The organism is Bacillus sp. FSL M8-0166 (assembly GCF_038008825.1).
Taxonomy (GTDB): Bacteria; Bacillota; Bacilli; order Bacillales; family Bacillaceae; genus Bacillus; species Bacillus safensis.
Map to the genome: position 1 here is coordinate 2,811,935 of NZ_JBBOZZ010000001.1, position 12,572 is coordinate 2,824,506.

Consider the following 12,572-nt stretch of genomic DNA (forward strand, 5'->3'; position numbering starts at 1 on the left):
TCTATTCCTCCTTTACAAGTAATCGATATTTGGGATAGATGGCTGTTTTTCTGGGAAAAGAAGAGTCCGCCAATGAGCGAGCGTTGGATTTGCTGCAAGCTCAACGAAATTGACTGTCGCTCCTTGCTGCCTCCACTTTTCCGCTAGGCTCATCATTCTAATTGAATCAAGCCCAAGGTAGACGAGATTCTCGTCAAGCGGTATTTCATTTGGCTCGATTTGGAGATACTCAGCTACTTGGTAAACGATGGCCTCAAAGGATAAATCATCACTGTTTGCTTCTTGTCCTGTTAAGCGACTAATGATTTGGTTTGTTGTTGTGGTGACCGCACAGCGTTCAGCTGCATAGGTCATCGCCATTTTGTGATGCTTAAGTGAAAAGTCAGCGACGGCATCGGCGACAAAAAAGGTTTCAATATCGAGCATGAATGCTTCTGCGGCTGTCAGCATACAGCCGATATGTGCATATACGCCAGTAATGATCAGTTGATCACGCCCGCCTTCTTGAAGAATATCCAAAAAATTAGATTTCTTGAATGCGCTATAACGCCATTTTGTCAGCATTGTATCTGTTTCAGATGGAGCAAGCTGATCAATGATTTTTGTCAATGCTTCATCATCACCAAGTCCAGGTCCCCAAAAATCTGTTAATAAGGCACGATCCTTCGGGTCTTGGTCACCAGGCTGAGCTGTATAGACGACTGGAATGCCAAGTTCATTGCATGTATCACGTAATTGTTCAATATGCTGCACTAACTCTGTGATCGGTGAAGTATCTTGTTGAAATGCATTTAAAAAATATTGCTGCATGTCATGTATCAGCAGAACAGCACGTTTCGGATCTGGTATCCAGTTCACTTTATTTTCGGGTAAATCTTGTGTGCTTGGCATTGGATATGCAGGAATAGTAGGGATTGCCATGATTTTCACTCCTCATTTTTATACGTTGGCAGTATGGGTTGCAGCTAATTCTCTTAATGCTTTTTTACTGACTTTGCCTACACCTGTTTGTGGGAACGCATCGATCCATTCAATGCGGTCAGGAATTTTATAGGCTGCGAGCCCGCGTTCTCTTAGAAATGATTTTAAGACGTGCGGTGCTGGTTTGTTGTTTCCTTTCGCAATGACAAAGGCACATGAGCGTTCGCCAAGAAAAGGATCTGGCATAGACACCATGGCGGCATCATGAATGTCAGGATGGGCAAGTAAATGGTTCTCAACTTCTTCAGCAGCAACCTTTTCGCCGCCACGATTGATTTGATCTTTGTCTCTGCCTTCTACAACAACATTTCCTTCTTTGGTTAATCGCACGATGTCACCTGTTCTGTAAAAACCATCGGGTGTAAATGCTTTTTTGTTTTGTTCATCGGCTTTATAGTAGCCGCGAATCGTATAAGGTCCTCTTGTTAAAAGATGTCCAGCCACTTCATGCGGGACGGGCTTGTCCTCATCATCTACCACTAGCACCTCATCATATTCAGACATCGGGCGTCCTTGTGTATGAATAATGATATGTTCAGGATCATCTAACCTGGTATAGTTGACCAGACCTTCTGCCATGCCAAAAACTTGCTGTAACTTACATCCAAGGGCAGGCATCACTCGTTTTGCTGCCTCAGCACTGAATTTAGCACCACCGACTTGTAAGACTTCAAGACTCGATAAGTCATCTGATCGATGAGGAGCGGCCTCTAGCCAAATCAATGCAATTGGTGGAACGACAGCGGTAATGGTCGCCCGTTCTTTTCCAATGAGTGGAAAGACGACATCAGGGCTTGATCCAGGTGCAAGAACGACTCTTCCGCCTGCGTATAACGTCCCAAGGACGCCAGGCGAGCTTAATGGATAGTTGTGCGCAACTGGAAGTGTAGCTAGATACACACTATCTTGTGTGAGCTCGCACACCTCATTGCTTTTCCAAAGACTATAAATATAGTCATCATGTGTACGAGGAATAAGCTTTGAAAGGCCTGTGCTGCCTCCAGATAACTGAAGAAACGCAATATCGCTTGCCTCTACGTGAATTTGAGGATCAAGTGCTGGATCCTTGCGCAGATCATCCAAGTCAAGGAATTCCTCAGCTTCCCCTGCAACAATGACATGAGGTAATGAGGGAAGCTTTTCTTTCACTTGACGTGCGAGTGATCGATAATCAAAGCCGCCATCGATATCTGGTATGACATATGCGTCTGCTTCGGCAAACTCAATAAAATAAGTGATTTCACTGCTTCTATGAGATGGCAGCGAGAAGACGGGTAAAGCACCGATGCGAAATAAAGCGAAAATGACTTCAAAAAAAGCAGGAATGTTAGGAAGCTGTACGACAACTCGACTTCCCTTTTGAATTCCAAGCTGATGAAAACCGGCGGCAAGACTGCTGACACGCTGATCAAGTTCTTGGTAGCTCATATGCGTATCAGCGTATGTAATCGCTGTTTTATTTCCTAACGATGCGGCGCGTTCACGAAGCATACCGCCAAAGGTTTCCCCACGCCAACAGCCGTTTTCACGGTAGCGTTTTGCAAATTCTTCTGGCCATGTAGGTGGTTGAACAAACATGTTTTTGTCATCTCCTATGTATTTTTATAACTGATGGATGCCCATTGCATGAAGCATCGTGTTGAATTTTGCAGATGTTTCAGCTAGCTCTTCTTCTGCCTTTGATCCTTTGACCACTCCTGCACCAGCAAAGAGGCGGAGGGATTGACCCTCAGCTTCTGCACAACGAATGGTGACAATCCAATCACCATCACCATTTGCATCTGCCCAACCGACCATTCCTGTAAAAAATCCTCGATCGAAGGGTTCAATCGCTTGAATGGCTTCACGTGCATCTGCTGTAGGTGTTCCGCATACTGCGGGTGTTGGATGAAGGCTAAGCGCTAAATCTATTGAGGACACACTGTCATCTGCTAATTCTCCTTTTACGACAGTAGATAAATGCCACATCGTTTCAGTTTGTATGACGGATGGTGATGCAGGCACATCTAGTGTATGACAGTAAGGAGAAAGCGCTTTAGTGACAGCTTCAACAACCACTGCATGCTCGTGTAAATCCTTCGCTGAAGTAAGGAGTTCATCGTGGCGACGCTGGTCTTCTACTGGATCCGAACTGCGCGGCCGGGAACCAGCGAGTGGATTGGAAATCACAGATGAACCGGTTTTAGAAAGGAGCAGCTCAGGGCTTGCCCCAAGAAGTGTGCGCTTTTGGGAAGACTTCGGATCAGCTACATTTGCAGCAAACGTATAGCCATTCGTATTATGACGAGCCAGTCGTTCGAGTATTGTTTTCGTATGAATGTCTTGATTTGATTTGAGATGGAGAGATCGAGAAATGACGATTTTGCTAAGCTCTCCTTTTTCAATTTTAGCTAACCCTTCGTTCACACCATTCATGTAGACTTCAGGAGAAGGGACAGGTGTCACCTCATAGGATTGTGATGTCACTTCTGATTCCTCATCACCTTGTTGAAATTCGAGTGGATCACTAAACTGTACATGGACTGGTACATTTAAACGAACGGGCTGCGCCGGATCAAACGGGACAGCACCAGCCACAATCGGTGTTTGAATTCCAGCTTGTTTGGCATCTTCAAATACGTGCGCTACCCTTGTGGATAGTTCATTTAGCTGATTGGTTTCAATATGCTGGAAAATCCCTTCGGCAAGTATCGTGCGTTTAGGGGAAGCAAGGAAAAAAGCACCTGGCTGATAGTCTTGAAGCAATTGTACTTTTTCTTCGGACGACAATAATGAATGTTTCATGAAAAGGCCTCCTTTTGAATGAAATGCTAGATTCCGAGTGTTGCGCCGCCATCAATCGTGAGATTCTGCATCGTAATATGACTTGATTGCTCAGATGCAAAGAAGATTACTGCATCAGCGATGTTTTGAGGATCAGCGATTTTTTGTAAAGGAATACCGGTTTTATACGTCTCTAATGAACCTTTAATCACCTGATTTTCTCCTTGTTCATCAGGCCATAAAGCCCATTGCATAGGTGTTGCGGTAGAGCCAGGGGAGACGACGTTGCACCTGATTCCATAGGCAGCCAGTTCTAATCCAAGCGTTTTTGTAAATGAAGTAGCTGCTGCTTTTGAAGCGGCATAGGCAGCCATATTCATTCTAGGAATGGCACCTGCGTTAGAGCTGACGGTCACAATGACCCCTTCTGATCTTTTTATCATGTATTTGGAGACAGCTTGAGATACGTAAAACACACCATGTGTGTTGACTGCGAAAGTTTGTTGCCAGTCATCTGCACTAAGCTGGTCGATAGAACCCATTCGAAGAATGCCTGCTACATTGACCAGTAAATAAATGGGGCCAAGCTGCTTTTCAATTTGATCGACCATGTGCTGAACAGATGCTTGATCGGTAATGTCACCTGGATAGGCAAAGGCACGTATGCCTTCATCATTCATTTGCTGGACGGTGCTTTGCAGCTGATCTTCATTTACATCAACTGCTGCAATAATCGCACCTTCTTCGGCTAGTCTTTTTGCGACTGCTTGTCCAATACCCTGTCCTGCGCCTGTGACAAGGACAATTTTTTGAGATAGACCACTGTGTTTCATGTGTTCACTGCCTTTCCTTCATGTCTGTTGTTGTGAAAGGATCATCATGATAGAGTGCAAAACGAAAAGCGTCATTCATCAGCACCGGTAAAACGGACGTATGTCCTTCTTTAGGGAACTCGTGATAGGCTGTATGCAAGCCATATGAGGATAAAGGCAGCATACGATTTGCTAGTGAATTTGCATGATCATTCATTTGACACGGATGATGTTTTTCTAACTCACCTACACCTACAAGCAGCCTGACATCCATAGGCACCTGACGTATATGATTGGTGAATTGGTGTTCTTTTTCTAGAAATAATTTTTTGTTCCAGTGGATAGAAGGACTGCCTGCAATATATGTCTGATAAGCATCAGGGTGCTCAAATAGTGTGTGTAATACAAAAAGACCGCCAAGAGAGTGCCCAAACAGTGTTTGACGACTCTGGTTGATCGGAAAGCGCTGCTCGATATAAGGCTTTACAATCTTTTCTAAAAAAGAAAAGAACGCAGAGGCGCCGCCATATGTATGGGTGGAGAAATCCTTTCTTTTGCCACCAATGGAAGCGTCAGGCCCGGTTAGAGTGAGATCATAATGCCTGAGCGGATGATAGGGCGCTTCTGTCTGATAGCCAATTCCAACAATGATGGCAGGTACAACACCTGTTTTTTCGGGTCTTCTTGACTGTAAACGAATGGCTTCGACCATTGTGCCAAAAAGTGAATTCCCATCAAGCACGTACATGACTGGAAAACCAGCCGCTGGAGGAGTAGTATTCGGTTTAAATATAAAAAGTCTGTATGGGTGTGCTGTGAAATCCAGTTGCTCCGTCCCAGGTATAAAAAAAGGACGGCTTTCTCCGAAAAGAGAATCCTCAGTACCCATTCCTTCAGGGCGTTTGGACATGTGTAAAAAATCCCCTTCCTCAAATTGACTCTCATACGATGATAAAAGCAGGCTTGCGGATATAGGATGAGTGTAGAGATTGAAGAATGGTTCCTTCAAATGAAAATGATTCTCAATTATCACACAAGCAAATCAAATGATAATGGTTATCAATTATGAAGTCAAATGTTCATTAAGTTGTGTAATTGACAATCTAATCAAAATATTCAGAAAATAAAGGACTAAATAACTACCAATTGGCTGGAAATAGAGTGTGGCGGACCGTGTTATTTAAAAAGAGGAGAAATGCCAAAAGACCTTGACCGTCTAGGGATATTTACCATTTCCTTCTGTTTTATTCAGGAATATATATAGGTTTTTCTGCTTGAAATCATTTTGAGGAAAAATAAGTCTATAGACCTTCTTGTATTTTTAGGAAAAAAGAGGAGAATTTTTTGAAAAGCTGGTGATCATATCTCACAACTTATTCTATATCATGCGTAAATTCATATACAATTTTCTAAGGAAGACAAGATCGAAGGGAATGTAGGCAGAATGAAAACCCCATTAGGAAAGCTGAGGCTGAAATTGCTTGAAAATCAGCTCAAATTGAAAAATTCGTTTACAGTGGAAGAATATCTTGAAATGAAGCAATCATTACATGAAATACGGATGACATTTGCGGCCTATGAGCAATGGGATTTATACCAGCGGGCCACCGATATGATCACCATCCTCCTCTTTCAACACGCCCTCCAGCAAAAACACCATTAACACTTTCACTTTTTATGAATGAAAGGACTGTGCTAGGCATGGCGGAACTTCTCGATGAATAGTTTCTGCCGCAAAATATAGAAGCCGAGCAGGCCGTACTAGGTGATGTTTTATGAGTGGTGAAATATCATATAGCATCAAAAATGCGTCAATTAAAAAAGTAAGGGATGTCCCCTTACTTTTTGTCTGCAAACACCATTCAATTAGAATCCATCTGTGACATCATATTCGTAACGGATATCGGCTTTGACATTGTTCATAGTAGATCTCGCTGTAGCTTTTGCGTTGTACTTAAAGCTCCATTTTTGAGCCACTCTTAATTGATCTTCCAGAGAAATACGGTAAGAACCACTTGTTGCCGATGAAAAAAGTGATTCGTTCCAAATCTTGTTTTCATCAGCCATCAGTTTGTGTGTGACATTTCCTTGGTTAGGCGATTGGGTACTAGTTGTTGAAATCGATTTAACGATTGCATTTTTAGGGATAGAAGAATTGTTCGTTAAATCCATTGTAATGATAGAAGAATCAACTCCCAAAAAATTCAAAGAAGTATTCCCCAGGTTGGTAGCGGTCCCCGTAAAGTTGAATGTACTATTTCCAGATTTAATTCGATCTTGAATGGATACAGTAAAATACATATTTCCTGTATATGTGCCACGAGTTACTTTCACAAAATAAGTTTCTGAAGTTGAAGTAACGTCATCAGTATTAGCAAAAATAAATGGTGTAATTGAATCAGGGTTAATGACTCTAGACCTACCATCAGAATATTTCGAATTGTAAACCTCTATTTTCATCCCCGTATACTGCTTATCATATGAACTTCGCACATAAACTTTTTCACCCTTATTTATCGTGAACTGATAATACGCTTCATTTTCACCTTCAGGTAAGATTGTCGTATCTGAACGACTATTTTTCCAATATCCCATTGAGCTGGCTGTGTTAGGGCTGTTATTCCCCGTTATAGCCGCTTCCGCTGAATTAGGTGCAAAAAAACTAGCAACAAGCACTAATACCAATGCAGGTAATAAAAAACGTTTGAAGATAGTATTTGTCATATTTTAACCCTCCTTGTAATAATTACTATATCGGATCAAAACTAACAAATTTTAACTGAAATGCCGATATATTTAATAATCACTAATTTTTTAAAAAAGGAGAATCAAAATGAATATTAATACGTCATACACGGCAGGTGTTTCAAACAATCAGAACCGAATCGACTATAAAGGTCAATCAGCTATTAAAAGTACAAATGAGGTGATGACCGAAGCTGATAAACGAATGAAAATACTAGATGAAAAATACGAAAAAATAAATGAACAAAATAAACGATTCAAAGATCCTCATGGTCATATATTTGATAAGTATCGAAATCCAAACTCCCCTTATTTCAGAAATGATTTAACCAAACCGGAAAGAGAGGCGGCTTACTCTATTGAAATTGGATGGGCTAATAGTGGAACAGGAGGGCATTATAATTCTAATGATGCCGCCTTCCGTAATGAAAAACGGTATGACCCTACGCAAGAAAGTGTAGAAAAGAAAATACTCAATCGTCAAAAGGTCAACGAACAATTACAAGATTTATTCTCTAAAAACGGTATAACCATTCCTAAAAACACAAATCTAACTTTTACCATTGACCCGAACAATTTTAAATTGGTGGTAAGTGGTTCAAAAGACGAATCGCTGATGAAACAAATAGAAGAATTATTAAATACAACCAACAATACAAGAGAATTATTTTTCCATATCATGAAAAGCAGATCGGACGATTCTACTCAATTCACGCCTGATTCTCTTGCCAAGTTCCACCTTGTCAATCAAATCAAAACGGTCACAGGCTACAATTTGAAAGACTTAAACATTGTAAACGGTCAATTTGTAACGGATAACGGTACCAATATTTTTGATATATACAAAGAAGAACTTCTTAAAAATCCATACACATCACAAAATGCGCGCATTGCCGCTTCACATTACGGTGCACAGCTATTTGATCTAGCGAAAAACGGGTTTGATTCTATTCCAGATTTGGTGTTATCTATTGGTTACCAAAACGGCTCTTTACAAGACATTGGGCAAAAAGAAAATTATGGAGTTAAGAAAACGATAGATTAGAAAAACGCACCCGAACATGCCACGTTGGAGCGTCGATTACATGTGTGAACGACAACAAATCCAAATTCCATTAGCGATACAGAAGGACTCTATAACAATTTATGTTACGGAGTCTTTTCTATTGAAGTGCATTGTTTCACTGTTCAACGAAACATCCTCATGGTAATTTTGACTATAGTTGATGTTTTTCACTTTTTTATTGATGAAAATGTTAAAATGATGAGTAGCGTATTTTTATATGAAAGGACGGTGCTTGGCATGACGGAACTTCTCGATGACCGGCTGCCGCCGCAAAATATAGAAGCCGAGCAGGCCGTACTAGGTGCTGTTTTTTTAGAACCATCCGCGCTAACGCTCGCTTCTGAGGTATTAATTCCAGAGGATTTCTATAGAATGTCGCATCAAAAGATTTACAATGCGATGCTTGTACTTGGCGATAGAGGAGAACCGGTCGATCTTGTCACGGTGACATCTGAGCTTGCCAATACAGATTTACTAGAAGAGGTAGGCGGGATTTCGTATTTAACCGACATTGCGAACTCTGTCCCAACTGCCGCAAACATTGAATACTATGCAAAAATTGTAGAAGAGAAATCCATTTTAAGACGTCTGATCCGTACTGCGACAACCATTGCACAGGATGGATACACGCGTGAGGATGAAGTAGAAGACCTGTTGAGTGATGCTGAAAAGACCATTATGGAAGTGGCGCAGCGTAAAAACTCAGGAGCCTTTCAAAATATTAAGGACGTTCTTGTTCAAACATACGATAATATTGAACAGCTTCATAACCGCAAAGGCGATATCACAGGGATTCCAACGGGTTTCTCTGAGCTTGACCGGATGACAGCTGGATTCCAGCGAAATGATTTAATCATTGTAGCGGCTCGTCCATCAGTAGGGAAAACCGCCTTTGCATTGAACATTGCCCAAAATGTCGCGACCAAAACGGACGAAAGTGTCGCCATCTTTAGTTTAGAGATGGGTGCGGAGCAGCTCGTTATGCGTATGCTTTGTGCAGAGGGGAATATCAATGCACAGAACCTAAGAACCGGTAATCTGACAGAAGAGGACTGGGGCAAGCTGACAATGGCGATGGGCTCGCTGTCAAACAGCGGGATCTTCATTGACGATACACCTGGAATTAGAGTAAGTGAAATTCGCTCGAAATGCCGCCGATTGAAGCAAGAAAATGGTCTTGGCATGATCCTGATTGACTATTTGCAGCTCATTCAAGGAAGCGGACGATCAAGCGATAACCGTCAGCAGGAGGTTTCTGAGATCTCTAGGGCATTAAAATCGCTGGCAAGGGAGCTTGAAGTTCCGGTTATTGCTTTGTCTCAGCTTTCACGCGGGGTAGAGCAGCGTCAGGACAAACGTCCGATGATGTCCGATATTCGTGAATCAGGAAGTATCGAGCAGGATGCCGATATCGTGGCATTCCTTTATCGTGATGATTACTATGACAAAGAATCAGAGAATAAGAACATTATTGAAATCATTATTGCCAAACAGCGTAACGGTCCAGTTGGTACAGTATCACTGGCGTTCGTCAAAGAATATAACAAATTCGTCAACCTGGAAAGAAGATTTGACGATGCGGGTGTTCCGCCCGGTGCTTAAAGCCCAGCTCAAGAAGCTGGGCTTTTTTGATTGATCTACATCGAAAGAATGATTGAAAAAACAATCAAAATGAGGAGGAGAGAGAAAAAGAGAGAGCGTATACTAAAAGGAGAAAAGGAGTGAAGACTGATGAAATTTCAACAGTTTGAAGCCGCTCAATTACGTATCGCACGCCCAACCGTCAACATGAAAGAGGTTGTTTCTTTTTATGAAGAAGGCTTAGGGCTCAAACGAATAGGCTCATTTGATCAGCATGAAGGGTACGATGGTGTGATGCTCGGGCTGCCTCACCAGCATGTTCATTTAGAAATCACCAAACATGAAGAAGAAGAAAGCCTGCCTGTCCCGCATCCAGAACAGCTGCTTGTTTTCTATATTCCGGAAGCAGAGGAATTTCAGCAAATGAAAGAGAGATTGCTCTCATTTGGCGGACGGCATGTCACCTCAACGAATCCATACTGGGACCGGGGAGGAGCAACCATTGAAGATCCAGATGGGTATCGAGTTGTGCTGATGAACACAGATGGAATCACACCCGTTTAAAAAGGACTCCCTAGCATGGGAGTCTTTTCTGTTATGAACGAGGCGTGACACACAGTTTCAGCTCTTTCAGTCCATACATACTGCTGCTTGTCATTGGAACGTACGAGAGGAGCTCTAGTGCCTCATATCGTTCTATTAAAATCTTTATAGCTGTACATGCTTCAAGACGTGCCAGTGGTGCCCCTAGACAGAAATGGATACCGTGCCCGAAACCAATATGAGGGTTAGGGTGGCGGTGTATATCGAATTCATGTGCATTTGAAAATTGACGCTCATCCCGGTTGGCAGAAGCAAGAAACACAATCACATTGTCACCCTTTTTCAACACTTTCCCTCCAAGCTCTGTATCTTTTGTGACATAGCGGACGATTGTAGGAGCTGGTGCACGAAAACGGACGGCCTCTTCCACCGCACGTGGGATGAGTTCAGGTGATTGCGCGAGCGCTTCATACGCACCCGGCTGTTCTAACAAGCTGAAAATCATATTGGAGATCAAGTTGGTTGTTGTTTCGTTGCCGGCTAAAAGAAGAAGATTACAGAATGGAATTAATTCATCCGCTGCCAGCTTGTCTCCATTCTCCTCCGCTTGAATGATGAGGGAAATCAAATCATCACCAAGATTGTGACGCTTCTTTTCAATGGTGTCTGCAAAAAACGCCATCATGTCAGCTTCCCCTTTGTCACGTGTTTTCTGCCATTCAGCTACATCCTCCTCATTTTCACTTTTAGGCATGCTGACGAGAATATCTGACCATTCTTTAAAGGATTGTTTATGCTCTGACGGCACACCTAAAAGCTCTGCAATGACAATGACAGGAAGCGGATAGGAGATGTCCTGCACTAGGTCAATCTCTTTTTTCCCTTCAAGTTGTGCCATGAGTCCATCCATTAATTCATAAATACGAGGCTCCCACAATTTCATGACTCGAGGGGTAAAGGCTTTGCTGACAATGGAGCGGACGCGAGTGTGATTGGGCGGGTCCATCATCACCATTGTTTTCATCAGGGAATGCTTCCGCTGGTTTTTAGGAGGCTGACTCGAAAAGGTATCTTTATCGATTGTCACACGCTTGGCTTCCTCGTAGGTGAATACACTCCACGTTCGGCTGGCTTCATCAAAATGAACAGGTGATGTCTGACGCATGTTGGCATACCAATCAAATGGGTGATACGGGTCCTGCTTGTTTTTTCCTCTTAATAACGTTTTTTGCACGGCACTTGGGGACGTTGTTTCCATGATCATCACTCCTTATAGGTTGTCAGATGCTTCCTTTTTTTCATTGTGTTAGATTAAAGTTAATTCATCAGCCTGGAGGATTCAACCAACAGAAAAGCGAAATCTGTTGAAGAAAATAGGAAGGGGAGAGCGGCTTGTGGCGGACTGCTACAGAGGGGATAAGCGCGCAACAGAATCAAAGCAGCAATTAAGAAAAGCATTATTTCAGTTATTAAGCGAGAAAGAATGGGGGAAGATTTCTGTACAGGATTTGACGAAAGTGGCAGGCATCCACCGCACGACCTTTTATCAGCATTATGAGGATAAATTTGATCTTGCCCAGCAGGTGATGGATGAGATGTTTGATGTGATGAAATGTGCCATTTTTGCGCCTGTACAAGAAGATGATTTGGAAAAAGAGCATCCGGCATATGTATATATTTTTCGATTTTATCAGCATTTGCAAGAACATGAAAAGGAGTATCAAATTCTCTTGAAACGAGGGCGAGAGCTCAATATTCATGAAACGGTTCGTGCTTTTTTTGAAGAAAGCTTTTCTTTGGGGATAGAGGGGGGAGCAGGCTCAAAGCCTGATCCGCATCTCGTTCCTATCGACATGCAGAAGCAATTCGTTATTTCTGCTTACGTTGGAACGGCTGAATGGTGGCTGAGGACAGGTAGACCGTACTCACCAGACTTTATGGCAAATTCGATGATTCATTTAATTGAAAATCAATAGAAAGTAAGAACAATCAAAAACGTTGTTTTTACTCAAAATCTCCCTTTTTAAGCGCTGAAGAAGTGAGTAAAGCGCTTTTTCTTATATTTAAAACGAACAAAATTC

12 protein-coding genes are annotated in these 12,572 nt (G+C 42.3%); 5 read left to right on the forward strand and 7 right to left on the reverse strand.

What is annotated here, in order from left to right:
• Positions 1-12 precede the first annotated feature (12 nt).
• Genes NSS92_RS14555 through NSS92_RS14575 form a run of 5 tightly spaced genes read right to left on the reverse strand, consistent with a single transcriptional unit; the run spans position 13 to position 5,466 of the window.
• On the reverse strand, positions 13-921 hold the full coding sequence (locus NSS92_RS14555) for an isochorismatase family protein (RefSeq protein WP_340868784.1): 909 nt from the start codon (positions 919-921) through the stop codon (positions 13-15).
• An 18-nt stretch (positions 922-939) separates the two neighbouring features.
• Positions 940-2,559, reverse strand: coding sequence for a (2,3-dihydroxybenzoyl)adenylate synthase (locus NSS92_RS14560; RefSeq protein WP_340868786.1), 1,620 nt, complete (start codon positions 2,557-2,559; stop codon positions 940-942).
• Positions 2,560-2,583: 24 nt separating this feature from the next.
• Complete coding sequence (gene dhbC, locus NSS92_RS14565; RefSeq protein ID WP_340868788.1) at positions 2,584-3,765, reverse strand: isochorismate synthase DhbC; 1,182 nt, start codon at positions 3,763-3,765, stop codon at positions 2,584-2,586.
• Between the two features lie 26 nt (positions 3,766-3,791).
• On the reverse strand, positions 3,792-4,577 hold the full coding sequence (locus NSS92_RS14570) for a 2,3-dihydro-2,3-dihydroxybenzoate dehydrogenase (RefSeq protein WP_267587062.1): 786 nt from the start codon (positions 4,575-4,577) through the stop codon (positions 3,792-3,794).
• A gap of 4 nt (positions 4,578-4,581) precedes the next feature.
• Entirely contained in the window at positions 4,582-5,466 is an 885-nt protein-coding gene (locus NSS92_RS14575; protein WP_340868791.1) for an alpha/beta hydrolase, read from the reverse strand.
• Between the two features lie 534 nt (positions 5,467-6,000).
• Here NSS92_RS14575 and NSS92_RS14580 point away from each other — a divergent pair.
• Positions 6,001-6,219 (forward strand): hypothetical protein, encoded by a 219-nt coding sequence (locus NSS92_RS14580; RefSeq protein ID WP_323649397.1) that lies wholly within the window; start codon positions 6,001-6,003, stop codon positions 6,217-6,219.
• A gap of 203 nt (positions 6,220-6,422) precedes the next feature.
• On the opposite strand, the gene NSS92_RS14585 is transcribed toward NSS92_RS14580, so the two are convergent.
• A complete protein-coding gene (locus tag NSS92_RS14585) occupies positions 6,423-7,280 on the reverse strand; it encodes a hypothetical protein (protein WP_340868796.1) in 858 nt (285 codons plus the stop codon).
• A gap of 109 nt (positions 7,281-7,389) precedes the next feature.
• Here NSS92_RS14585 and NSS92_RS14590 point away from each other — a divergent pair, with 109 nt between their 5' ends.
• The 3 genes from NSS92_RS14590 (at position 7,390) to NSS92_RS14600 (ending at position 10,512) form a co-directional block, all read left to right on the forward strand.
• Positions 7,390-8,346: a DUF4885 family protein gene (locus tag NSS92_RS14590; RefSeq protein ID WP_340868798.1), complete on the forward strand. Its 957-nt coding sequence runs from the start codon at positions 7,390-7,392 to the stop codon at positions 8,344-8,346.
• A 258-nt stretch (positions 8,347-8,604) separates the two neighbouring features.
• Positions 8,605-9,969 (forward strand): replicative DNA helicase, encoded by a 1,365-nt coding sequence (gene dnaB / locus NSS92_RS14595; RefSeq protein WP_003214779.1) that lies wholly within the window; start codon positions 8,605-8,607, stop codon positions 9,967-9,969.
• A 129-nt stretch (positions 9,970-10,098) separates the two neighbouring features.
• On the forward strand, positions 10,099-10,512 hold the full coding sequence (locus NSS92_RS14600; RefSeq protein WP_340868800.1) for a VOC family protein: 414 nt from the start codon (positions 10,099-10,101) through the stop codon (positions 10,510-10,512).
• 31 nt (positions 10,513-10,543) lie between these two features.
• Here NSS92_RS14600 and NSS92_RS14605 read toward each other — a convergent pair whose 3' ends face one another.
• Positions 10,544-11,749, reverse strand: a complete 1,206-nt coding sequence (locus tag NSS92_RS14605) for a cytochrome P450 (RefSeq protein WP_340868801.1) — start codon at positions 11,747-11,749, stop codon at positions 10,544-10,546.
• 136 nt (positions 11,750-11,885) lie between these two features.
• Here NSS92_RS14605 and NSS92_RS14610 point away from each other — a divergent pair, with 136 nt between their 5' ends.
• On the forward strand, positions 11,886-12,467 hold the full coding sequence (locus NSS92_RS14610; protein ID WP_340868803.1) for a TetR/AcrR family transcriptional regulator: 582 nt from the start codon (positions 11,886-11,888) through the stop codon (positions 12,465-12,467).
• Positions 12,468-12,572 lie beyond the last annotated feature (105 nt).

Coding starts and splice junctions, on each gene's coding strand:
- NSS92_RS14555 (WP_340868784.1), bottom strand. CDS start 921: ATGGCAATCCCTACTATTCCTGCATATCCAATGCCAAGCACACAAGAT.
- NSS92_RS14560 (WP_340868786.1), bottom strand. CDS start 2,559: ATGTTTGTTCAACCACCTACATGGCCAGAAGAATTTGCAAAACGCTAC.
- dhbC (WP_340868788.1), bottom strand. CDS start 3,765: ATGAAACATTCATTATTGTCGTCCGAAGAAAAAGTACAATTGCTTCAA.
- NSS92_RS14570 (WP_267587062.1), bottom strand. CDS start 4,577: ATGAAACACAGTGGTCTATCTCAAAAAATTGTCCTTGTCACAGGCGCA.
- NSS92_RS14575 (WP_340868791.1), bottom strand. CDS start 5,466: ATGTCCAAACGCCCTGAAGGAATGGGTACTGAGGATTCTCTTTTCGGA.
- NSS92_RS14580 (WP_323649397.1), top strand. CDS start 6,001: ATGAAAACCCCATTAGGAAAGCTGAGGCTGAAATTGCTTGAAAATCAG.
- NSS92_RS14585 (WP_340868796.1), bottom strand. CDS start 7,280: ATGACAAATACTATCTTCAAACGTTTTTTATTACCTGCATTGGTATTA.
- NSS92_RS14590 (WP_340868798.1), top strand. CDS start 7,390: ATGAATATTAATACGTCATACACGGCAGGTGTTTCAAACAATCAGAAC.
- dnaB (WP_003214779.1), top strand. CDS start 8,605: ATGACGGAACTTCTCGATGACCGGCTGCCGCCGCAAAATATAGAAGCC.
- NSS92_RS14600 (WP_340868800.1), top strand. CDS start 10,099: ATGAAATTTCAACAGTTTGAAGCCGCTCAATTACGTATCGCACGCCCA.
- NSS92_RS14605 (WP_340868801.1), bottom strand. CDS start 11,749: ATGGAAACAACGTCCCCAAGTGCCGTGCAAAAAACGTTATTAAGAGGA.